Origin of the sequence: Nostoc foliaceum FACHB-393, assembly GCF_014698505.1 — a bacterium.
Taxonomy (GTDB): Bacteria; Cyanobacteriota; Cyanobacteriia; order Cyanobacteriales; family Nostocaceae; genus Nostoc; species Nostoc foliaceum_A.
This window is the reverse complement of the sequence record NZ_JACJTD010000026.1, coordinates 82,057-104,558: the sequence shown is the minus strand read 5'-3', so window position 1 is coordinate 104,558 and position 22,502 is coordinate 82,057. Positions and strand designations below refer to the sequence as shown.

20 protein-coding genes, 1 tRNA gene and 1 pseudogene are annotated in these 22,502 nt (G+C 41.8%); 12 read left to right on the top strand and 10 right to left on the bottom strand.

Annotated elements, in window-relative coordinates; all coding sequences use genetic code 11:
• Window positions 1–101: 101 nt before the first annotated feature.
• Window positions 102–1,193: a threonine synthase gene (gene thrC, locus H6G92_RS21235; protein ID WP_190895575.1), complete on the top strand. Its 1,092-nt coding sequence runs from the start codon at window positions 102–104 to the stop codon at window positions 1,191–1,193.
• A 201-nt stretch (window positions 1,194–1,394) separates the two neighbouring features.
• Window positions 1,395–1,985, top strand: a complete 591-nt coding sequence (locus tag H6G92_RS21230) for a chromophore lyase CpcT/CpeT (protein ID WP_190895574.1) — start codon at window positions 1,395–1,397, stop codon at window positions 1,983–1,985.
• A 66-nt stretch (window positions 1,986–2,051) separates the two neighbouring features.
• On the opposite strand, the pseudogene H6G92_RS39630 reads toward H6G92_RS21230, so the two are convergent.
• A pseudogene (locus H6G92_RS39630) lies at window positions 2,052–2,147 on the bottom strand (MbtH family NRPS accessory protein); the annotation flags it as partial.
• Window positions 2,148–2,429: 282 nt separating this feature from the next.
• On the opposite strand from H6G92_RS39630, the gene H6G92_RS21220 reads away from it, so the two are divergent.
• The 6 genes from H6G92_RS21220 (at window position 2,430) to H6G92_RS21195 (ending at window position 10,194) form a co-directional block, all read left to right on the top strand.
• Window positions 2,430–2,500 (top strand) — tRNA-Cys (locus H6G92_RS21220).
• A 601-nt stretch (window positions 2,501–3,101) separates the two neighbouring features.
• Entirely contained in the window at window positions 3,102–5,408 is a 2,307-nt protein-coding gene (locus H6G92_RS21215) for a sensor histidine kinase (protein ID WP_190895572.1), read from the top strand.
• On the top strand, window positions 5,353–5,799 hold the full coding sequence (locus H6G92_RS21210; protein ID WP_190895571.1) for a response regulator: 447 nt from the start codon (window positions 5,353–5,355) through the stop codon (window positions 5,797–5,799). Before H6G92_RS21215 ends, H6G92_RS21210 begins: the two co-directional genes overlap by 56 nt.
• Before the next feature lie 124 nt (window positions 5,800–5,923).
• Entirely contained in the window at window positions 5,924–7,087 is a 1,164-nt protein-coding gene (locus tag H6G92_RS21205) for a hybrid sensor histidine kinase/response regulator (protein WP_190895570.1), read from the top strand.
• 457 nt (window positions 7,088–7,544) lie between these two features.
• Window positions 7,545–8,891 carry an NAD(P)/FAD-dependent oxidoreductase gene (locus H6G92_RS21200; RefSeq protein WP_190895569.1) on the top strand — a complete coding sequence of 449 codons (1,347 nt, stop codon included), beginning with the start codon at window positions 7,545–7,547 and terminating at the stop codon, window positions 8,889–8,891.
• 280 nt (window positions 8,892–9,171) lie between these two features.
• Window positions 9,172–10,194: a tRNA-dihydrouridine synthase family protein gene (locus H6G92_RS21195; protein WP_190895568.1), complete on the top strand. Its 1,023-nt coding sequence runs from the start codon at window positions 9,172–9,174 to the stop codon at window positions 10,192–10,194.
• 242 nt (window positions 10,195–10,436) lie between these two features.
• On the opposite strand, the gene H6G92_RS21190 is transcribed toward H6G92_RS21195, so the two are convergent.
• Window positions 10,437–10,721, bottom strand: a complete 285-nt coding sequence (locus H6G92_RS21190; protein WP_190895567.1) for a hypothetical protein — start codon at window positions 10,719–10,721, stop codon at window positions 10,437–10,439.
• A gap of 328 nt (window positions 10,722–11,049) precedes the next feature.
• On the opposite strand from H6G92_RS21190, the gene H6G92_RS21185 reads away from it, so the two are divergent.
• Window positions 11,050–11,496 (top strand): hypothetical protein, encoded by a 447-nt coding sequence (locus H6G92_RS21185; RefSeq protein ID WP_190895566.1) that lies wholly within the window; start codon window positions 11,050–11,052, stop codon window positions 11,494–11,496.
• A 271-nt stretch (window positions 11,497–11,767) separates the two neighbouring features.
• Window positions 11,768–11,965, top strand: coding sequence for a hypothetical protein (locus tag H6G92_RS21180; RefSeq protein ID WP_242059262.1), 198 nt, complete (start codon window positions 11,768–11,770; stop codon window positions 11,963–11,965).
• 386 nt (window positions 11,966–12,351) lie between these two features.
• Here H6G92_RS21180 and H6G92_RS21175 read toward each other — a convergent pair whose 3' ends face one another.
• The 4 genes from H6G92_RS21175 to acsF all read right to left on the bottom strand — a co-directional run bounded on the left by H6G92_RS21175 (window position 12,352) and on the right by acsF (window position 16,130).
• The gene (locus H6G92_RS21175) at window positions 12,352–13,293 is read right to left on the bottom strand and encodes an ATP-grasp domain-containing protein (protein WP_190895565.1); all 942 of its coding nucleotides are present in this window, start codon (window positions 13,291–13,293) and stop codon (window positions 12,352–12,354) included.
• A complete protein-coding gene (locus H6G92_RS21170) occupies window positions 13,287–14,030 on the bottom strand; it encodes a hypothetical protein (protein WP_190895564.1) in 744 nt (247 codons plus the stop codon). Before H6G92_RS21170 ends, H6G92_RS21175 begins: the two co-directional genes overlap by 7 nt.
• Before the next feature lie 6 nt (window positions 14,031–14,036).
• Entirely contained in the window at window positions 14,037–14,906 is an 870-nt protein-coding gene (locus H6G92_RS21165) for a hypothetical protein (protein ID WP_190895563.1), read from the bottom strand.
• Between the two features lie 147 nt (window positions 14,907–15,053).
• Window positions 15,054–16,130: a magnesium-protoporphyrin IX monomethyl ester (oxidative) cyclase gene (acsF, locus tag H6G92_RS21160; protein ID WP_190895562.1), complete on the bottom strand. Its 1,077-nt coding sequence runs from the start codon at window positions 16,128–16,130 to the stop codon at window positions 15,054–15,056.
• 366 nt (window positions 16,131–16,496) lie between these two features.
• Between acsF and H6G92_RS21155 the strand changes: the two genes are divergently transcribed.
• Entirely contained in the window at window positions 16,497–16,991 is a 495-nt protein-coding gene (locus tag H6G92_RS21155) for a TM2 domain-containing protein (protein WP_190895587.1), read from the top strand.
• Between the two features lie 61 nt (window positions 16,992–17,052).
• Here H6G92_RS21155 and H6G92_RS21150 read toward each other — a convergent pair whose 3' ends face one another.
• Both H6G92_RS21150 and H6G92_RS21145 read right to left on the bottom strand, forming a co-directional pair.
• Window positions 17,053–17,712, bottom strand: coding sequence for a DUF2996 domain-containing protein (locus H6G92_RS21150; protein WP_190895561.1), 660 nt, complete (start codon window positions 17,710–17,712; stop codon window positions 17,053–17,055).
• Window positions 17,713–18,004: 292 nt separating this feature from the next.
• Entirely contained in the window at window positions 18,005–19,063 is a 1,059-nt protein-coding gene (locus tag H6G92_RS21145) for a DMT family transporter (protein ID WP_190895560.1), read from the bottom strand.
• A 256-nt stretch (window positions 19,064–19,319) separates the two neighbouring features.
• Between H6G92_RS21145 and H6G92_RS21140 the strand changes: the two genes are divergently transcribed.
• Window positions 19,320–19,682 carry a hypothetical protein gene (locus tag H6G92_RS21140; RefSeq protein ID WP_190895559.1) on the top strand — a complete coding sequence of 121 codons (363 nt, stop codon included), beginning with the start codon at window positions 19,320–19,322 and terminating at the stop codon, window positions 19,680–19,682.
• A 277-nt stretch (window positions 19,683–19,959) separates the two neighbouring features.
• Here H6G92_RS21140 and H6G92_RS21135 read toward each other — a convergent pair whose 3' ends face one another.
• Window positions 19,960–21,474 carry an NYN domain-containing protein gene (locus tag H6G92_RS21135; protein WP_190895558.1) on the bottom strand — a complete coding sequence of 505 codons (1,515 nt, stop codon included), beginning with the start codon at window positions 21,472–21,474 and terminating at the stop codon, window positions 19,960–19,962.
• Window positions 21,475–21,537: 63 nt separating this feature from the next.
• Window positions 21,538–22,407 (bottom strand): D-alanyl-D-alanine carboxypeptidase family protein, encoded by an 870-nt coding sequence (locus tag H6G92_RS21130; RefSeq protein WP_199344908.1) that lies wholly within the window; start codon window positions 22,405–22,407, stop codon window positions 21,538–21,540.
• Window positions 22,408–22,502: the final 95 nt, after the last annotated feature.

Genomic DNA, 22,502 nt, shown 5'->3' with positions numbered 1-22,502 from the left:
CTGGCAAGGAAAAATTCACTTTCTTCCTCTTCCCCATCCTGCGCTTCCCTATGCCACCCTTTCTAAATATCCAATCCTTACATTAAGAAATTTTAAATCCCGTGACTTTGAGCCTGTCTGCTGCTAAATCTCATCGCCAACCCTGGCCCGGACTGATAGAAGCCTATAGCGAATACTTGCCTGTCAGCGAAAAAACACCGATCGTCACTTTGTTGGAGGGTAACACACCCCTCATACCGGTGCCAGCGATCGCAGAACGCATTGGTAGACAAGTGCGGGTTTTTGTAAAATATGACGGTCTCAATCCCACCGGCAGCTTCAAAGACCGGGGGATGACTATGGCAATTTCCAAAGCCAAGGAAGCAGGAGCAAAAGCAGTAATTTGTGCCAGCACGGGAAATACCTCAGCAGCCGCCGCCGCTTATGCAAAGCGTGGGGGCATGAATGCCTTTGTACTGATTCCCGACGGTTATGTGGCACTGGGCAAGTTAGCCCAAGCATTATTGTACGGGGCGGAAGTATTGGCAATTAAAGGTAATTTTGACCAAGCGCTAGAAATTGTCCGTGAGATGTCCGAAAGCTATCCGGTAACTTTGGTAAATTCGGTCAATCCCTACCGCCTAGAAGGGCAGAAAACAGCGGCCTTTGAAATAGTTGATGTGCTGGGTGATGCGCCAGACTGGGTATGCATCCCCGTGGGCAATGCAGGAAATATCACAGCATATTGGATGGGATTTTGTCAATATCATCAAAACGGGAAGTGCGATCGCTTACCGCGAATGATGGGATTTCAAGCCGCAGGTGCAGCCCCGTTAGTACATGGTCAGCCAGTACCACATCCCGAAACCCTAGCGACAGCAATTCGTATTGGCAACCCTGCTAGCTGGGAGTTAGCGATCGCAGCGCAAACCGCAAGTCAGGGGAATTTCCACGCCGTTACCGATGCAGAAATTCTCGATGCGTATCGACTTTTGGCAGCATCAGAAGGTATCTTCTGCGAACCTGCTAGCGCCGCTTCTGTAGCCGGGTTGTTGCAGGTGAAAGACCAAATTCCCACAGGGGCGACAGTGGTTTGTGTCCTCACAGGCAATGGTCTAAAAGACCCAGATACAGCCATTAAACACAATCACAGTCAATTTAAACAGGGGATTGCAGCAAAACTGGGCGCAGTCGCCGAGGCAATGGGATTTTAAGCACTCTGGAACTAAAACTCTGGAACTATGAAAAATTGCGTAGGCAAAGCCTACTCTAAACTTTACTACCTGAAGCAGGGGCGAAGGGATCTCGGCTACGCGTAGCGGACGCACCAGAAGTTATCACAGCCAGTTTTTTCAGTCTGTGGAGTGTCAAAATAATCCTAGTTAATTTTTAAGCAACTACTTGATTATCTTGTAATGACTCATTCTACTGATATCGCCACCTTAGCCCGCTGGATGGCAGCTGACTTCAGCAATCAAGAACAAGCTTTTGAAAATCCGCCTTTGTATGCTCACATTCGTGTGTGTATCCGTCCCCTTCCCTTGGAGTTGTTCTCAGGGGTAAGTTTGTTTCTCGAACAAGCTTATGATTTTATGCTCAATCAACCCTACCGGATGCGGGTAATGAAGTTGATTCCAGCAGAAAACTACATTGTTATTGAACACTACACGATCAAGGAAGAACAAAAATTTTACGGCGCATCTCGTGATCCCGAACGTTTAAAAGTTTTATCCGTTGACCAATTGGAAAAAATGCCAGGTTGCAACATGGTTGTAGATTGGACAGGTACTAGCTTTAAAGGTAGGGTTGAACCTGGTAAATGCTGCATTGTGGTTCGTGACGGCAAAAATACTTATCTAGATAACGAATTTGAGATTGACGCTAAAGAATTTTTTAGCCTCGATCGGGGAAGGGATTTAGACACAGATGAACATCTCTGGGGTTCTATCGCTGGACCATTTCACTTTGTCCGATGGGGTAATTTTGCCGATGAAGTGAAGGTGTAAGAAGTGATCTCTAACGAGATTGATCTGTTTTTGATTGGGTGCGATCGCACCCAAATTCTTTCGTCCTTTCGTACCAGTTTTGCCAGCATCCTGCCAGCCAAGGGGATTCTCTCGGTTGGCTGGCCATATCGAATACTGATCTTCATTATTTACATCTGCCAAAAAATTTGGTGATTTTCTAACCCGACTACCTTTGCTATTTCTGGTAATAATTTCCTTAGCATTTGTGCTTGGTTATGTAATATTTAATACATTTATTTTAACGTCAGGCAGATGTTTTTGTCATGCTCGATTGGTAAAGTCAAACAGTCAAAAGTCAAGTCAAACTTAGGCGCTTACTAGGTTAAACTTGTGCTATTATTGTTGAATTAGCATTGTTAAATACTCTTTATATCTTTAAGTTATCGAGCAGTAGACAAAACAAAGCTCTATATTTCATGATGTGGCGGCATAGCCAAGTGGTAAGGCAGAGGTCTGCAAAACCTCCACCCCCGGTTCAAATCCGGGTGCCGCCTTCAAGGCTTTCAGCCTTTTAGGACTTCCAGAAACAACACAAATGGCGGTTTTGATAGTCAAACTGATAGTCAAAGCCCCAGTTTACCTTTAGATATCCGATGGGTTAACCCTGTTTGCCTCTGTTTGGTATCCCTGGCTGACCAATATTACCCCTAATGTCTTAGTGATCACCCCCAGATGCTTAGTTAGTATGTGGTTTAATGTCACAAACTATGAAATACAAGTAAACCTGATGAGGATAGTTTGATTTTTAGTTTTCTTTTGAGTTTGGAATGTTTCGCGTTCTCTAACTTCAGCCAAATTTGAGCGATTCTGAATTCTGGCTTCTGAATTCTGTTTTTTAACATATCTACACATATACAGAATTGTTTAATCACATGCATTTCACATTTCTTATCGCTATGTAACTTTAGCGACTGTTAGACTTTTCAAAGCGCAAGCAGATGATATTAAGGCTGCAAAACGCAACACCAGGGCATGGGAAATTAGATACTAAGTAAAAATGCTGAATGAAAAATTATAAAATTTCTTACATTCATCATTCTCCGTTATTATAGATACTCTAGTTTTGATGCTCCCGGACAACACAGGAGGATCGTCATGGAAATGAACTTACAATTCCCAGGTATTAATTTAATTAGCTTGAAAGAGGCACCGATTCATATTTCTAGCCAAATTCAGCCTCATGGTGTCCTGTTAGTCTTAGAGGAGCCTGAGCTAAAAATATTACAAGTTAGTACTAATACATTAAATATTTTCGGAATTGCTCCCGAAAATATGTTGCACAAAAAACTAGAAGATTTACTTGATCCCTTTCAAATAGAGAGAATTAAAACAGGGCTATCCGGGGAAAATCTTGATTTCATCAATCCCACCAAAGTTTGGGTGCGAAAAAAAGGTGATGATTACATAGTATTTGATGCAATATTTCACCGCAATCAAGAGGGATTTTTAATTCTGGAATTAGAACCTGCTATTACTCAGGAAAATATTCCATTTTTAAGCTTTTATCACCTTGCTAGAGCCTCCATAAACCAACTAGAAAAAACAGCAAATCTTCGTGATTTCTGTCAAGTTATCGTTCAAGAAGTTCGGAAAATAACGGAATTTGACAGGGTAATGCTATATAAATTCGATGATGATGGACATGGTTCCGTTGTCGCTGAAGAAAAACTAGAAAGCCTAGAACCATACTTAGGACTACATTACCCAGAGTCAGATATTCCCAAACCAGCGAGAAAATTATTTGCCGCCAATTCGATCAGAATCATCCCAGATTCTTATTCTCAGCCAGTAAAACTTTTTCCTGTCAATAATCCAATTAGCGATCGCCCGATTAATTTAACCAACTCTATTCTCAGAAGTGCTGCTGCATGTCACATGGAGTACTTGCATAATATGGGTGTTGGTGCGTCGCTGACGATCTCTTTAATTAAAGACCAAAAACTCTGGGGGCTAATTGCTTGTCATCATCAGTCTCCTAAATATGTTTCTTACGAATTGCGTAAAGCTTGCGAATTTTTGGGGCGAGTAATATTTGCAGAAATCTCTGCTAGAGAAGAGACTCAAGACTACTATCACCGGATAAATCTGACACACCTTCAATCAGTCTTGATTGAATACATGTCTCAAGAAGAAAACTTCATTGATGGTTTAGTTAAAAACCCGCAGTATCTTTTAGATTTGGCCAGCGCTCAAGGCGCAGCTGTGTGTTTTGGAGGAAATTGCACAGTAGTCGGTGAAACACCTAGAGAAGAAGACCTGAATTTTTTAGTCCAATGGCTTAAGAATAATGTTGAGGAAGAAGTATTCTATACAGATTCTCTACCACACATTTATCCAGATGCCGAAAGTTTTAAAAATGTCGCCAGTGGTTTGTTAGCGATTCCCATCGCCAAGCGAAATTATGTTTTGTGGTTCCGACCGGAAGTAATTCAAACTGTAAATTGGGGTGGCGATCCTAATAAAGCGTTTGAAATTAGCCAGTCAGAAGGAAATGTTCGCCTATGTCCACGCAAATCATTTGAACTGTGGAAAGAAACGGTTCGCTTGACATCTTTACCTTGGAAAGATGTCGAAGTTAAAGCAGCATTAGAACTGCGGAAAGCAATTGTTAATATTGTGCTGCGTCAAGCCGATGAACTAGCCCAGTTAGCGCAGGATTTAGAACGTTCTAACGCCGAATTGAAAAAGTTTGCCTACGTCGCCTCCCATGACTTGCAAGAACCACTCAATCAAGTTGTGAATTACGTGCAGCTGTTGGAGATGCGGTATAGCGAAGAACTTGACGAAGATGCTCAGGAGTTTATTAGTTACGCTGTGCAGGGAGTTAGCCTGATGCAGACGTTGATTGATGATGTGCTGGCATACTCGAAAGTGGATATGCAAGCGATCGCATTTCAAATGACCGACGTAGAGAAAGCCTTAAATCGGGCGTTGGGCAATTTGCGTCAACGCATTAATGAAACTGGCGCTATTATCACTCACGATCCCTTACCAATAGTCATGGCTGACAGCACCCAACTGATGCAGCTATTCCAAAACCTCATCGGTAACGCTATTAAGTTCCACAGTGACCAGCCGCCACAAATCCATCTGGGAGCAGAAAGGATAGAAGATGCATGGCTGTTCTCAGTTCGGGATAATGGTATTGGCATTGACCCAAAATTTAGCGATCGCATTTTCGTCATCTTTCAGCGCTTACACACGCGGGATGAATATACTGGTACAGGTATGGGTTTAGCCATCTGTAAGAAGATTGTCGAATGTCACCGAGGGCGAATCTGGGTAGAGTCAGAACTGGGTGAAGGCGCAACCTTCTTCTTTACGATTCCAGTTGGAGGACGCGAACTTGAGCGTAGAAACGGGAGAAAAACACAAAACCATCTTTTTGGTCGAGGACAATAAAGCTGACATTCGCTTAATCCAAGAAGCATTGAAAAATAGTTCAGTGCCTTACCAAGTGGTAACGGTCAGGGATGGCATAGATGCTATGGCTTATTTACGCCAAGAAGGTGAATATGCTGATGCAGCGCGCCCTGACCTCATCCTGCTGGATTTGAATTTGCCTAAAAAAGATGGTCGAGAAGTACTGGCGGAAATAAAAGCCGACCCAGTACTAAAGCGTATTCCAGTTGTTGTGCTAACAACCTCAAAAAATGAGGATGACATTTTTCATAGCTACAATTTACATGTAAATTGCTATATCACTAAATCTCGCAACCTCAACCAATTATTTCAAATCGTCAAGAGTATTGAAGATTTTTGGCTCTCTACTGTGACGCTACCATCGGAGTGAGGCAGAGGGAACAGGGGAAGCAGGGAGAGCAGAGGAGGTAGGGGAGGCAGGGGGAGACAAGGGGACAAATGACAAATGATTAATTACAAGATAGAGGAGCAATAGGGGGTGAAACCCGAAGATTATGGTTGTGAGCTACTCAGTAAAAATCTTGTTAATTGAGGATAACCTAGCTTATGCAAGGTTGTTACAAGAGTTTCTGGCGCAAGCCCAGTCCCAAGAGTTTACTCTGGTTCATGTGAAGCGATTGGGGGAAGCATTTCAGGAACTAAGTCAGTATAATTATGATGTTATTTTGTTAGATTTAACTCTACCTGACAGCCAAGGATTATCATCTCTACCTCCGCTAATTAGTCAAGCGCCAAGCATCCCAATTGTTGTCCTAACTAATACAAATGATGAAGAACTGGCAATTGAGGCAGTCCGGCAGGGGGCACAAGATTATCTAGTCAAGCGCCAGGTAAATGTAGATGTGTTGGTGCGATCGCTACGTTATGCGATCGAGCGCAAGCAGGTTTTAGAATCATTACGCACGGTCAATGAGACGTTACAAATTCGGGTTGAAGAACGAACTGCGGAACTGGTGAAAGCCAATGAACTCAACCAGTTTAAATCTGAATTTGTCTCGATGCTCTCCCATGACATCCGCAATCCCCTAAATACTATTCTCTTGGCTGCTGGTTTGCTACAAAACCAGGATGAAAGATTGACCAAAGAGAAAAAACTGAATCATTTACAAATGATTCGCTCGGCAATCAAAAATATGGCAAAGCTCTTGGATGAAGTTACATTCATTGGGAAAGCTGATTCTGGTAGGCTGGGGTATGAACTCATCTGCTTAGATTTAGAAGCTTTTTGCCGCCAAATGGTCGAAGAAGTTCGATTAATGGCAAGTGATAAGCATGTGAATTTAGTGTTCACCAGTTTTGGGCAATTAGACGAAGCATTATGGGATGAAAGCTTGCTGCGGCACATTTTGGGCAATTTACTGAGCAATGCAATTAAGTATTCACTACCGGGCGGCATAGTGCGCTTTGAACTAATTGGTGAGGAAAAAGCGGTAATTTTCCGAGTTCAAGATTGGGGAATTGGTATTCCTAAAGAAGACCAAAAGAGACTATTTCAGCCTTTCCGACGTGCAGACAATGTGGGAAACATCCCTGGTACTGGCTTGGGGCTAGCGATCGTCAAAAAATGTGTCGATGCACACGGAGGCGATATTATAGTCGATAGTCAAGTTGGAGTTGGCACAACCTTTACCGTCACCCTCCCTTTGCTTGAAGTTTAAGCATAGACACAAGCAATTAAAGTAAAATCCTATACTGCCTAACGAATGCAGCCAAGTGTCCCTAAAGAAATTTTTTTTGAGTGTCTAGACCTACCTTGAAAATAAAACGGTTGATAGTGCTTAGGAAAATAAAATAGATAATAGAATGCCTTGGTACAATGTTGAGTCTTCTGTTTGTGATAATTTCAAACAGAAGCAAAAAAGGTGTCAGTACAGAACGGCGCAAGTAGTTTTTGTTTTAACTTGGTGCTGGAGAGGTGTGCGCTTCGAGAGTCACCTTATACCAAGCTGTTCCAATCGAGTAAAACAACAGGGATTTTCTTTGTAGGGTAAGAACTAACTTTGACTACTTTTATGATTTTTTCAATTGTTCTAAATAAACAGCAACCTCTATCATAATGCTGTTACATCTTTGTTAAGAATAGTTACAAGTTCTTAACACAAGGCAATATTTCTTATGGAAGTCTCACTTGATAAAAATGCACCACATCAGGTTGTTATCATTGGTGGTGGCTTTGGTGGACTGTATGCAGCAAAGGGTCTGAATGCAGCGAATGTAAATGTTACTCTCATTGATAAACGTAACTTTCACCTATTTCAGCCGCTTTTATATCAAGTTGCCACAGGTACGCTATCACCTTCTGATATTTCCGCACCATTGCGATCTGTATTCAGCAAAAGCAAGAATACAAAGGTGTTGTTGGGAGAAGTACATGATATTGATCCAAAAGCGCAACAAGTTATTTTGGGTGATGAAGTAGTACCTTATGACACATTAATTGTTGCCACAGGTGCTAACCATTCCTATTTTGGTAAGGATCATTGGGAAGAAGTTGCTCCTGGCTTGAAAACTGTGGAAGATGCGATAGAAATGCGTCGCCGGATATTTGGCGCATTTGAAGCAGCAGAAAAAGAAACTGATCCCGAAAAACGTCGTGCTTGGTTGAGTTTTGTGATTGTGGGGGGTGGCCCGACTGGTGTAGAGTTAGCAGGTGCGATCGCAGAATTGGCATACAAAACTCTCAAAGAAGATTTCCGCAGTATCGACACCTCAGAAACGAAAATTTTACTATTACAAGGGGGCCCTCGCATCCTCCCACACATGGTGCCAGAGTTATCGGCATCAGCAGCAGTATCTTTGCAAAAGTTAGGTGTAGAACTCCACACTCACACCAGAGTGACAAATATTGAAGGTGATATTGTTACTTTCAAGCAAGACAATGAATTTACAGAAATTGCCTCAAAAACTATCTTGTGGGCAGCAGGTGTTCAAGGTTCCCCAATGGGGAAAGTCTTAGCAGAAACTACAGGTGTAGAGCGCGATTACTCTGGGCGTGTAATTGTAGAACCTGACTTGTCTATCGAGGGTTATGACAACATTTTCGTAATTGGAGATTTAGCCAACTTCTCCCATCAAGATGCTAAACCTTTACCTGGTGTTGCACCTGTAGCTAAACAACAAGGAGAGTATGTAGGTAAACTAATTCGACGACGGCTTCAAGGTAAGACTTTGCCACAATTTCATTACAACGATGTGGGTAGTTTGGCGATGATTGGGCAAAATTTAGCTGTTGTAGATTTAAGCTTAATCAAACTCACAGGTTTCATTGCTTGGGCATTTTGGCTACTAGTTCACATCTACTTCTTAATCGAGTTTGACACTAAATTACTAGTAGTATTTCAGTGGGCGTGGAATTATATCACTCGTAATCGTCGCTCTAGATTGATTACAGGTAGAGAAGCTTTTGTAGAACCAAAAACTGTTAACAATAGGGTGCAACAGCCTTCTGGGACACCTCTATAACTTTTGGGCTGCTTCTTGAGCGAGACTAAGAAGCGATCGCTCTTAAGGTAGGTGGAGCGTAGTCCATTACGATAACAATCGACCAAGATTAGCAAGAGCACTGCTGTTTGAAAGAACGACCTCTCTTTCTTGCTCTGACACGAGAAGTCTTTGGGCATAGCTAGGCTGGTGAAGGCGAAGGTTTTTGCTGGATACATCTTGAGTATCTGCTTTTACCGAATGTAAGCACTATTTTCCTGAATTTGATAGAGTGATGCTTTGTCGAACGCTCTTCATTTCTATGTCGTCCCAGGTATCGCTCCCCCATTCGCTCTATCCATACTTACCCCTCACCGCTCTAGCGCCCATGCAGGATGTGACAAACCTTTGGTTTATGAAGGTTATTGCCCACTACGGCAGTCCTGACTACTTTTTCACCGAGTATTTCCGCGTCAATGATACCTCACGCCTCAATCGTAGCATTCTGGCAGCAATCACCGAAAACGACACGGGTCGCCCTGTTTTTGCTCAAATGATTGGCGAAAGCATTCCAGACTTGGTAAGAACAGCAAAGGAACTTTGCAACTATAATATCGCTGGAGTTGACTTGAATATGGGCTGTCCAGCACCTAGAATCTATCGCAAAAAGGTTGGGGGTGGATTGCTGCTCTCACCAGAAAAAGTGGATCGGATTTTAGGAGAACTGCGGCAAGCAATCAACGATCGACCTTTGACGGTCAAGATGCGCGTAGGCTTTGAAAATACAGATAACTTTTACGAAATTCTAGATATCATCAATCGCCACAGCATTGATTTGCTGAGTTTGCATGGTCGCACAGTGAAAGATATGTACCACGGGGCAGTGAAATATGATTTGATCGGTGAAGCGGTCAGACGAGTCAATTGTCCAGTGCTTGCCAATGGCAATATTAACTCTGCGACAACTGCCCAAGAAGTGCTTTCTCAAACAGGTGCGGCGGGTGTGATGGTGGGACGCTGGGCGATCGGGAATCCTTGGCTTTTTAACCAAATTCGGCAGGCTTTGCGCTTCGAGCCAATCACGCCCGTTCCTTTAGTAGAAGTACGCAACTATATTGATCGTTTATGGCAAACCCCCACTGCGGCAACTATGCCAGAGCGATCGCGTGTAGGCTACCTCAAAATGTTCCTCAACTACATTGCCCTGAGTGTTGACGCTGAGGGTCATTTCCTGCGGCTGATGCGACAGACCCAGACCGAGGTAGAATTGTTTAACCTCTGCGATCGCATTCTCCTTGCTGATCTGACAAAAACTTTAGCCCTAGAACCCTCCTTGAGCGTCTAACAGTGAACAACAGATCTGATTCTGCCGCAGAAATTTAATAATGACTCATTCCTTGATAGACAAAGCTTGTGAAGGTTTTAATACCTGCTCAAGTTGATTTCAATAAGCAATCAAGCATATAGTTCCCACTCAGATGCGGTACAACATCATATCGCCAGGTGTAGGGGCACGGCAGTGCCGTGCCCTTACGGGTGTACCTCACGTAAACGAGAACCGCTATATTGCTTTCTCAAAATGCTTGATTACTCTCTCATTTCAGTAGATTCAGCAAGCAAAAAGCCATATTGCTTTCTCAAAATGCTTGATTGCTTTCTCATTTCGGTAGATTCAGCAAGCAAAAAGCCATATTGCTTTCTCAAAATGCTTGATTGCTTTCTCATTTCGGTAGATTCAGCAAGCAAAAAGCCATATTGCTTTCTCAAAATGCTTGATTGCTTTCTCATTTCGGTAGATTCAGCAAGCAAAAAGCCATATTGCTTTCTCAAAATGCTTGATTGCTTTCTCATTTCGGTAGATTCAGCAAGCAAAAAGACATATTACTTTCTCAAAAACTTAATTGCTTTCCTATTTCGGTATATCGCGTATTCATTTCGGTAGATTCAGTAAGTAAACAGCCATATTTCTTTCTCAAACTGCTTAATTGCTTTTTCATTTCAGTAGATTCAGCAAGCAAAAAGACATATTGTTTTCTCAAAAGCTTGATTGCTTTCTCATTTCGGTATATCGCGCATTCATGACAACCATCGCTATGTAACAAAAACCATTGCATAATTGCTGGAGTTTTCTCAAGCCGATCGATACGGAAGTTTTTTAAAGTAAAGAATATTAACCGTACTGGATTACAAGGTTTATATCATGGCTCGGAGAAAAAGAACGTCTCAGGTGTTAGAAAAAGCAGCGCGTCGTGCTGCTGGCATCAACTCAATTGATCCGAATTTAAATGTAGGCAATGGACTCACCCTACCGGCCTTCTCAAGCTTAATTGAGACGATGCGAACTAGAGAAAATTTATACAATACTGCTCTTTCCAACCTTGATAAGTTGTACTATGAAATGCTCGAAACAGAGCGCGAGTTGGCAGATATGGCAGAGCACATGCTGTTGGGAGTTGCTACTCAATATGGTAAAAGCAGTGTGGAGTACGGTATGGCGGGAGGTGTTCTTAAGAACCAGCGCCGCAAGGGACTGCGAGGCGAGTCAGCAGTTCCCAGTTCACAGCAACCGTCATTCATTGCTAGTGTGAACGGTAACGGCAGCAAAAATGGCAGCCAGAATGGAAACAAAGCAGCTGCAACAAGTTAGCTTGAGTATTTTTCTTCTGAGAATCCCTATAGACTGACGCTTCATAAAAAATCATTCTGATTTCTCGTTACTCATTACCGATGCCATTGCACTTGTGAACAGGTGATGAGTGTTACAGGCTGGTACTTATTTGGGAATACTTTTATAGGAGTGATGAAGAAGGCGATCGCGCTAAGACTTTCAATTTAAATGTACTACGTCACCTTACAAATCACTCCTATTTTACAAAAAAGACGTATCAATAATCACTAATGTATCAGGAGTAAGCAAGATGGGATTCACTGAAAATATTGCTAAGGTGTCTGAACAAGTGCGTAAGCGATCTGACCAAGTTGTTGGCGAAGAAGCTGCTAAGATGGCACTAATTGTTCCTTTTTTGAGTGCTGTTGGTTACGATGTCTATGACCCTAGTGAAGTAATTCCCGAATATGTAGCTGATTTTGACCTCACTTCCATTCCTCTCTCCTAAAAGGCTACGGTGTACACACAAGTCGAATTACCCCCCTCAATCCCCCCTTGGAAAGGGGGGAAGCCGGAAATCTAGTTCCCTCCCCTTTACAAGGGGAGGGTTAGGGTGGGGTAAAAACCAGCTTCTTAAACTACTTCAGACTTGTGTGTACACCGTAGCCTTTTAGGAGAGAGGAATGGAATCTTACTCCCCTTCCCTTGTAGGGAAGGGGCTGGGGGTTAGGTCTGTATTAGACTCAACCTAGAAGTGCTATAGTACAAAACCACACTATACTACCCAAATATCTTTTTGCTGTCTCCCATTCTGAGTTTTGAATATTTGTAGACAAAGGCAGATTAGGGATAACAGCATAGTTAAAAGACAAAGTTATTAAACAAGTTTATTGATCAGATTCGATTTTTGCCTGCCAGCAAATTAGCGATCGCAGTACTAATCGGCTGACCTGTAAACTGTTGGTAATAAGTAAATCCAGGTGAAGGATTAACCTCGAAGCAATACCAATCCCCTCCAGGTGTGCGGCGTAAATCAATGCCGCAAAGAGGTAAATTTATCGCTTTTGCCAATACTCTACACTGCTGTTCTACTTCTTCAGGAAGATGACAAGCACGGATTTCTGTGGATTCATCATTTTCTGCTGCATAGCGGTAATCATCAGCTTGAGAAATTACCTCGCTGGCAAAAATTTCTTTACCTACAACATGAACGCGATAATCTCTACCGGGTATATACTGCTGAAACTGAGTTGGACACCAAGATACATTATCAAGGCGTTCTAGATGCTCAACTCCCACACGTGAGACTTTGCTACGAATACCACTGATTGATTTATAAATTATGTCGCCGTGGAGTTCCCAAAAAGATCGCACAGCTTCGGGGTCTGTGGTGACAAGGGTTTCGGGAACTTTGAAGCCGAGTGAACGAATTTGCTCTAGTTGATAAGGTTTAGAGCCATTAGCAGCCATTGCAGACGGACGGTTAACGACAAAGGCGGGTGTCATTTCCGACCAAGACATTAAGGTATCATCAACTGCGATCGCATGTTGCCAAGCTCGACTATTTGCACCTGCTTGGGCAATTTGAGGAAGGCGGCGCGAGTCATAGGGGCGCAAATACGCTGCTGTAATTTCACTCAAATCAATTTTTTGATACCAAGTACGAATTTGCCCTTGGACGGGTAGTTGTAAGCGATCGCCTATAGAAAGTTCAATTTCAGTATCTAAAATATCTCGTTGGTCGAGGAATACTGAAGGTATGCCTAGACTAGTTAATTCTGAGTGAACTGCTGCTAAGGGAGATTCTTCGGTAATACCCCACAATAAAATCAGCATTTGGCATTACCTCCACTCAAATACTCAAGTATGGCATCACCTACATCTGGTGCAGAAATATCAATCCACAAGTCAGCGCCCAAAAACTCTGCTGGGGATTCGCTACTGCTAAAATGAACAGTCAACAAATCAACTTGAGCAGCATCAGCGATGCGTCTGGCGTGTGAAGCTAGGGTTTTTTCAACTTCACCCAAACAGCGATCGCCCACCACTGTCACCTTTACCGAAGATTTTTCGAGAACCTGGGGACACACATTTGCCGACATTGAACTTTGCCGTCGCATCGGACGTACTGGAATACCCAGTTGAGCAGCCGCATAAACCCATTGTTCAGGTCGCCAAGCAGGCCCTAATAAATATGTCGGCGTTGGTCTGTTCAAGACTGGACATTTTAAGCTGGACAACCAAGCAATTAGAAAAGCATTCATTTCCGTAGCGATGTATGCCCGGTCTTCAGGAACGATGTGCAGAAGTTCCTGTTCAAAAATAGAAGGTAGGCGAGTCAAAACGCCGGTGATTTGATCGAGAGCACTCGCAACCCCACCTACCACTGCTGAGGAGAATGAGGAAGAATTTTCTTCCCCTGCTTCCCCATCAATAGAACTCAAGTAATGTCGCCATCCAACCACTGACAAATCTTCAGGTGTCAGTAGGCTGACACCATGACCATGAGCCGCCCAATTAGCAACCAGCGCCTCAGCGGCTTTGTCATGACGACTGGCAACAACAACCAACACTCTTGCTTAATTCCTTGGTTGATTAACTACTTGTTGACCGACATTTGGGCGTTCTTGGGGCTGGATGAAAGATTGCCCATTTGCCTGTTCTATTTGATCAAGACGTTGAGCCATCAGACCGATTAGCCGCTGTAGGTCATTTGAACCATTTGCTGAAGCCAGATTTTCAACTTGACTTGTCTCAGGGAGTTTTTCAGCCTGAATTTTCTCGAAGTCTTTATCTTTCTGAACTTTCTCGAATTCTTTGACTTCTATCTTCAGTTCCTTAGTACTTTTCAACGCTAGCGGCCCTGTCAGCGTAAACAAGCTTCCACCAGTAGATGTGGGCAGAGAATAGGCTAATTGATCGAAGTCAAGATTGCGAATAGTTAAATCTTGAGGTAGGAATGTACCTCTCTGTTCAGGCGTTAACAGCAGATTAACTGGAGTTGCCGCAGAGGGAGAATTTACTAAGATTTCCACATACCCGCGAATTTCTAGGTTTGCTGCTTGTAATATCTCTGGCTTGGTGACATCAGGTAGTAAGGTAACTAAAGCTGTGTCGTTGGCTGAAATGCCTACACTGAAGGTAAATCTGTTGGGATCGCCTGCAACAGGGATTAGATCACTAAAATTGTTAGCTCCTGTGACATCGCTGATTGTTACGGTATCGGCTACATTTAATTGCGGTGTAGTTGCAGTGAATTGCAGCGTCAATCTTACATTGGAGCTGCTAGTATTGGCGATGGTTAAAAAGTAACCTTGGACAACTGTGCGAGCAACAGCCCCGCCACCAGGAGCAGTAACTGGTGTAATTGGCTTTACTAGCAGTTCAAAGGTTGAGACTAAAGTTGGTCTTTGTCTAATGATTCCAATTCCGTTTGATATGTCTGTCATCTGTTTGTACACAGCGAAACTACATATCAAACTTAACTGCCTAGACTTATTGACGAGTAGTACCCCTAAGGGTAATATTTCGGCCAAAAAAAGTGGTTCTGCTGGTTGCAGAACCACTAACTAAAGCTTTTGCAAATCTGTTATAACTTAACGAACTGCTCCTTGAGCAGAAACAGTATCAATCGGTTTCATCAGGTACAACCGCAATAACTGCCAGCCATTGGAGATGTAAAGTGGCAGTTTTTGGAAGAATTGCAGGAATTTGGGAGTGTTGGAGTTAGCGATCGCACCCAACTTCTCGTTATTGCTTATACAAGTATCCAACCGCTGATAAAACTCTGGATTTTCTACATCCAGCATCAGTGGGAATACGCGACCTGCGTTTTCGTTAGTCTTCTTAATTACATGGATGTCATATTCTCGCGCATCCAATCCAAGGGTGGCATAAAAGTCCTTGCGTTGGATGTCATTGAGATACATTGTCGCAAACACAGACAATAGGAAGAAGCGACTCCACAGCTTTGCTTTCCAATCATTCAATATTTGCGGCTGGGATTTCATGATCGCATCAAAGAAATCGCCGTGACGGTTTTCATCTTGACACCAGTTCTCAAAGAACCGGAAGATTGGATAAACCCGGTCTTCGGGATGCGCTTCTAAATGGCGATAAATGGTGATATAGCGCCAATAACCGATTTTCTCAGAAAGATAAGTAGCGTAGAAGATGAATTTCGGTTTAAAGAAGGTATAACTACGGCTCTTAGTCAAAAACCCTAAATCTAGGGACAGATTAAAGTCAGACAAAGCTTTGTTCAAAAAGCCAGCGTGACGTGCTTCATCCCGTGACATCAGGTTAAAGCACTCTGCCAAGACGGGGCTTTTTCCTTTCAAGCGACGGCCAAGTTCTTTATACAGCAAAAAGCCGGAAAACTCTGCTGTACAAGAACGTTCTAGAAATTCAACAAACAATTTACGAGTTTCCCCGTCAATATGATCCCAGGATTGGTCAAACTCGGCATCCCGAACAAAGTGATGGCGGTTGTAGTCGGTGCGGAACTCTTCGAGAATGGCTTGTAACTCGTCTTCATTGACGGAGATATCCATCCGCGCCATTTCATCAAAATCGGTAGTATAAAACCGAGGTGTTAACAGGGTTTCTTTTGCCGGGACTTTAATCCCTGGCCGGATTTCTTCAAAGCCTGGTTTTTTGAGGGAATCTACCATGTCTTGATTGCTCTTTCGTCTTTATTATCTTAAGTAGACCAGAAAGCCAAGGTTAAAGCTCTGGCAAGGCGTAACAGCCCACAATAATCCAATTGTATAAAGTTCAGTCTACCAAGGTGCGGGTGAGAAATTTGTAAGCAAAAGATTAAGAGTTGCAACAATCATTCAATGTTTACGGAACCAAGAATCGCGGATTAGTAGTCAAATAAACGTAGTTCAGTGATTAGAACTGTTTCCATCAAGTGGAGCAGCACGCATTCCTTGTATTTTCAAGCACTTTTAACTCAGTAATTTTCTGTAGTTGTGACTACAACATGGAAAACCCATCTCCGACAACAAGAGCAAATCCAAAGGGTTGAAAACAAGATGAATCTTGAAAACAATCAACAGAAAGACCGACTCCTTGTCTCTTATATTTTGTGTGCAGTCGGATTTTTCGGCTTGGGAGGGCTACACCGCTTATACAATGGCAAAATAGGGACGGGTTTGTTGTGGCTGTGTACTTTTGGTTTGTTTTACATAGGGCAGACCGTGGATCTGCTTCTTATCCCTGGCATGGTTGACGAATATGAACGCAAACTGAGATTAAAAGCGGGTGTATCTCCCTTGGGTGTGCCGTTAAATCAAGCAGTGGTTGCCTCTCAAGTCCACCGCCCAACAGGCAATCAACTGATGATTAAACTGATTGAAGCGGCAGAAAATAAAGGTGGTATTTTAACTGTTACTCAAGGCGTAAAGTTCACGGGAGCTAGCTTTGCTGAAGTTGAAGCTACTCTCAATGAGATGTACAAATCTGGTTACGTGAAAATAGATAACGACCCCAATACTGGAGCCGTTATCTACCATTTCCATGAACTTTAAATTATCATTAGTCATTTGTCTTCTGTTAAAAAACTAATGACTAATGACTAATGACCAATGACTAATTTATACCTAGCCACTTTTGTCCATCCAAACGCTGAACTAAGCCAAAGACCAACAAATCGAGGGTAATTTTGCGCTCATCGATCAAGAATGACTCAAGAGTGCTAGGTTTTTTGCCTTCATTACAGGAAAATCCCTTTTTCCCTTGAATATCTTCTTCGGGGAAATACAGGTTAAACTGACGCTGACCTTTTTCTTTCCAACTGCCAATAATTTGCCAGCATTCTTCAGCAGATTCAAAGCCAGTGATTGGAACTTTCTGCTTGGCAAAAGACACCTGTAAATCTTGCACACCTTGTTGAGCGATCGCTTTTTGTAAAGCTGGCAAGTAGTCTTGCTCAATGAACTCTACAAATGGCTTATCTTCAACAGATGGGGCTTTTTCCTTTTTGGCGGCTTTAGCTGCGGCTGCGGGTTTTTCTCCTGTTGCTGCGGCGGCGGCTTTTTCTCGCTTGGGTGATGCAGCAGCTGGTTTAGCAGCATTGGGGTTATCTTCGGGGTTTGCGGCTTTAGGGTCTGGCGTGTTAGCAGTAGGAAGGTCTGTAGCTTCGGGTGAATCTGTACTAGGAGCGTGTTCTTCAGCCACACTGGGAGCTTGCTTGTCAACAGTGCTGGGAGCTACTTCTCCCGCTTGATTGTGATTGGTTGGGTCTGCCATTGCTCAGGTCAATCCTTTAATCTAGCTTTCGGAGCGATCGCTCACCTTGATGTATCGGGTATTTTCATTTTGACATACTAGTGCAGCAGGGCAGAATTCGTAATTCGTAATGGGCTTCGCCCCGCTACGCTAACGTAATTCGTAATTCTTATACCACAAGGGTTTTACTGATTTGGAAGGGGTGGTTTGCTTTCGCAGTGCTGTATGTATTAATGCAGTAATGCAGCAGGGCATTCATAACTGTACAGTTAAAAATAACGCAAAGGTTTAAGACATCAGCTTTTTTTCCACTTTAAATTCCCTTGAATCCCATACCAGTTTCTACCTGTTGCTTTGCTGGAGTAGAATTCACTTTCTCAGATGCAACTCTGTTAGTAATCTTATGCCAAGTGCCAAGCTGGCTCAAGAATATGCCTACTAAAATCACGCTACCACCAATATATTGAGGTAGGGTTGGGGCTTCACCTAAAATTAAATAAGCTGCTAGGATGCCTGCAATTGGGCTAAATGAGCTAACTAAGGAAGCCATAGATACAGTGGCAGTTTTCAAGCCTTTAATCCAAAAAGACTGACCTAGTACCACAATTAACCCACCATAGAGAAACATCCATTGCCACAAGAACGGTGAGAGAACATCAGCAAAATGATCGCTACCATAGAGGACTAAAGCAATGAAGAAAAAGATTACGGTTCCTAGTGCAGTCCGAAAAATGCTATAGATTCCCAAAGGTATCTGCGAAAGGTATTTCTTACCAAGAATTGTAGAAGCGGCTATGGCCACAGATCCTACTGCTGCTAAAATTTCCCCTATTCCTAAACCGAAACCTCCCATGTTCATCATGGTTTCTTCTGGAGGCTGAAGAATGATCGTTAGGATAACACCGATAAACGCTGCGATCGCTCCGATAAATTCCCAAATATTTACGCGTTCTTTCAATAACCAGACTGATAAAGCCAGAGTTAGAGGCGGTTCCAAACGTCCCACCAAGATGACATTGTTCACTCCTGTGAGTGCTAATGCCTGAAAAATTAAGCCAGGGGCTAAGGCTCCTGATAAAATAGCTACTGCTGTTAGACTGACCCAATCCGTCCTTGAGAATTGCTTCAAAGTAGCTTTGTTCCACTGTCGCCCATAGATTAGGAGCAGAAGTATCAAGGCGCAAAGGTTTCCCACGAATAAAACATTACACAAAGAAATCGGATTGCGATTGCCGATAAAATGTTCAGCACCAATTTCTGTTAGCTTCCGAGTAACTGCGCCAGAAGCTGCAAAAATTACCATTGCTAGCCAGAGATATGTTTGTCCCGAAACTCTATGGATTAGGCGATGTGGTCTTTTGGGTCTAGTCACAATAACACGATTGCAATGAAAGCATTGCTCATTATATTAAGTTGCTCTCATTCAGTTAAAAATGAGGTTTTGTTGAGAAAATACTTAAATTATGCTGTGATTTTCAGATACCATCATTAACTGAGAAAGCGATGAGAATAAACTAAATTTTCTCAAGGGATAAATTCATAAAAATAGTGGCTTAGTTTCAATAGGTTCTCACTCCCGCCTGAGATGCTTGGGATGTTCAGGATAAAACAAACAAGAGGAGTCACAAATGAAACTCGCGCCCATACTTACAAGTTTTGCTTTGGTTAGTTTTTTTACAGTTTGGGACGCACCATTAAAGGTGATCAATCCCTTATTAGTCCAAGCATCAGCAGCCGAAGAAATGTCTATAGCACAGAAACTAGATTTGCTTACTAAGAGTAAGAGTCAGATTGGTAGTGGTGATCAACTGCGTCGTTTCTTTTTTGCTGACTTGGAGCCAATCGGTATCCAGCTAGGTGGTGCAGGTCATGTAGTTAACCTTTATAACAAAACCAATGATGTCACATTCGCTTACTGTTCACACTACGATGTGATTGTAGCAATTAAGAAAGGTAAGGTGACAAAGTTTGAACCCAACGAAGTGAAGTAATACTAAATCGACTTTTCAATTAATATTTTGCTCAAACTAGAGGAGCTATTTGATTACATCTAGGACTTAGACAAAAATAAACGCTGTAGGGGTAATTCATAAATTGCCCCTACATAAAAATCAGTGTTTTGGTTATTGTTGCGTAAATTCTAATATTGTAGGTTGCGATGTTTAACAACAAGCCGCTCTACATCTAGGATATAAAAATCTTTAACAAGGTGTTTAAGCTTCTTGCCTCAACAAGCTTGATCTTATAAAGTTTCACAAATAATTAATATTAAGATTTACCAGCTACTACAATCTCTTTGAAGTTACTGCTAGAGTCAGTTACACCTTTCAAAACTTTATTTGATGAGCCTGTAGAGCCTATCGTTAAAATTTCTCTCAAAACTAATTTATTGTTCTCAATCGATAGACAAATATCTGTTCCTTCAATTACTTTTTTTAAAAAGTTTGTTAACTTTTCACCATGCTTTTCTCTTTTTTGGTCAAAGCATGGAATTTTTTCTCTCAATATTTTGTGAATTTGAGGTATATGAATGCCACCTTGTTTAAGCAGATTTAAGTGCTCAAAATTCTGCTTTAATTCCTGCAAAGCTTTCTTGGTTAGTACTAAAATATCATCATTTAATGAACTATCGCTATTTACTTGATGAATTGGAATCTCCTCTATTTTTGCTTGGGGAGCAGGTATAGGTATAAAGCGATCGCAAACAGACTTGAGAACCCGATTAATTTGTCCTTCGTAAGCACATCCAATTACAGTCTTTCCATATTCATGAAGCTTTTTAGCTAAAGCGGCAAATGCACCATCACCTGATACAATAACGAAAACTTGCAACGTAGGACGACTTTGGGCTAATTCCATCACATCAATGGCTAGTTGCATATCTGCTGCATTCCGTTTATGACTGTAATCAAAAATTTGAATTGCTTCAATGCCAAGTTCTTGAATTTCATTCTTGAGTAGCCTTAATCGAGAATCACTCCAGTCAGCATAAGCACATTGGATAGCAATTTTATTAACTAAGCTAGTATTTTCCAGATTTGTTTGAATTTGTTTCAGAGAAAAATTTAAGTTAGGGTTGCTTCTACCCATTGTTAAGTTTTCAATATCATAAAAAATAGCTGTGTTAAACTGCTCAATCTTAGGTGTAGTATGAACGGTGGCAGTAACCTGCTCTACACGAATTTGACGCTGCTTCAACTCTTTAAACTCAGCGATTAAAGAGGTTATTTCTTGCGTTGACTCGGAACTAATTACTTCCTGTTTTAACTGTGCAATTGTTGTTTTTAAGTCATTGACTTGCAGCTTTGCTTGTTGTAATTCTTCTTGTAATTGCTCAGTTAATGTATTAATTTGACACTGGGTTTGAACAGTCTGCTCCCGAACTTCACCAATAGTTCTGGAGAGAATTTGCTGGCGTTGCTGATAAGCTGTTACCAAAGCTTGCTGGACGATATCCCATTCTTTGGGAAAAGCCTCATGGGTACACACTTGTAAAACTGATTCATAACCAGCGATCGCAATTTCTAGATTACTCGCAGGGTTCCCTTGTTCAAACTCTTGAATAATGGGACTCAATTTGATAAGGACTCTCGCTAAATTAATAGCAATTGCAGGTTCTTGAGCAAAGCGATCGCTTACCCATTTTCGCAAAATTAAAGCTAAATTTTCGTTGAGTTTGCTTAAGTTATGTTGTAATATTGGATAGATTTCCTGATTCTGATAAGTTGCTCTTAATAAATCGATCAGGAAACTTTGCTCCTGGTTAGCAGCTTCGTTTGGCATAGCTAAATCCCTGACAATACATCTTTTAGGTTAGTATTCCCAAGTTTTATTACTATCTAACAATTAAAGTGGCGTAATCCAATAAGTAATGCCTCTAAAAACTTGTCTCTTAAAACCAAATAGAGGTAGACTCTCTTCAGTTAAACCTACATAAGTCCAATGTGGAACATCGTTTTCTACAGTTTGAAACCAACCATTTTCATTAAGAGCTTTTCTTTGTTCTTTACTACCTACGCGTAAATCAATTGCTAATCCCCAGAGATGTTGTGAAGTTCCAGGAGGTGCAACTAAACCGAGAATTTTTGTCTCTTTACCCTCTTTAACTTTTGCCAAAATTTGTTCATTAGCATATTTGTGCCAAAATCTTAAATTTGTGTTAAAAGTGCGAGTGCAATCACCAGAACCATAACCAGATTTTAGCGGTATTTTTTGTAGCGATCGCGCCTTATTTAAAGCATCAGCTGCCGACTTTTGTAAATAACAATCCCTAGTGCCATCAACGTGACCCATTGTTAAAGTAGTTTGAAACTCTTGGGTTTCTTGTTCATTAGCAAAGATATATTTTGGCGGTAGTTTAATCTCGACATCTTGATTTACAAAGACTGCACCATAAGCTCGTAGCAAAATATATTCATAAGTACCAGGCTGGGGAACTGGTAACTTCCTAGCGATCGCAGATAAAAAACGCTGTTGTTCATTTAATTCTTGGTTGGGAATAAATGGTTCTAATATTGTCTTTTTAGAGGTATCGGTACAAGTTAATAAATCACTACTCAAGCATCCATTTAATGGTTGGGCAGTTCTAGCCAATTTGTGATGGGTAATCTCATTACTGGCTACTAAAATAAAAATTATTAAGACAACTATACTGACGAAGGTCGCTTTTCTGATAATTTTAGTAATATTTTTTTTCTTTCTGATGGGGAGTTTCATTTTTAAATAATTGTTTAGTTGATTTAATAAAAGTGCTAAATCTCTTGTAATCTGTTGTTGATGAGTTACAACGAAAAATGATATAGATGAAAGCA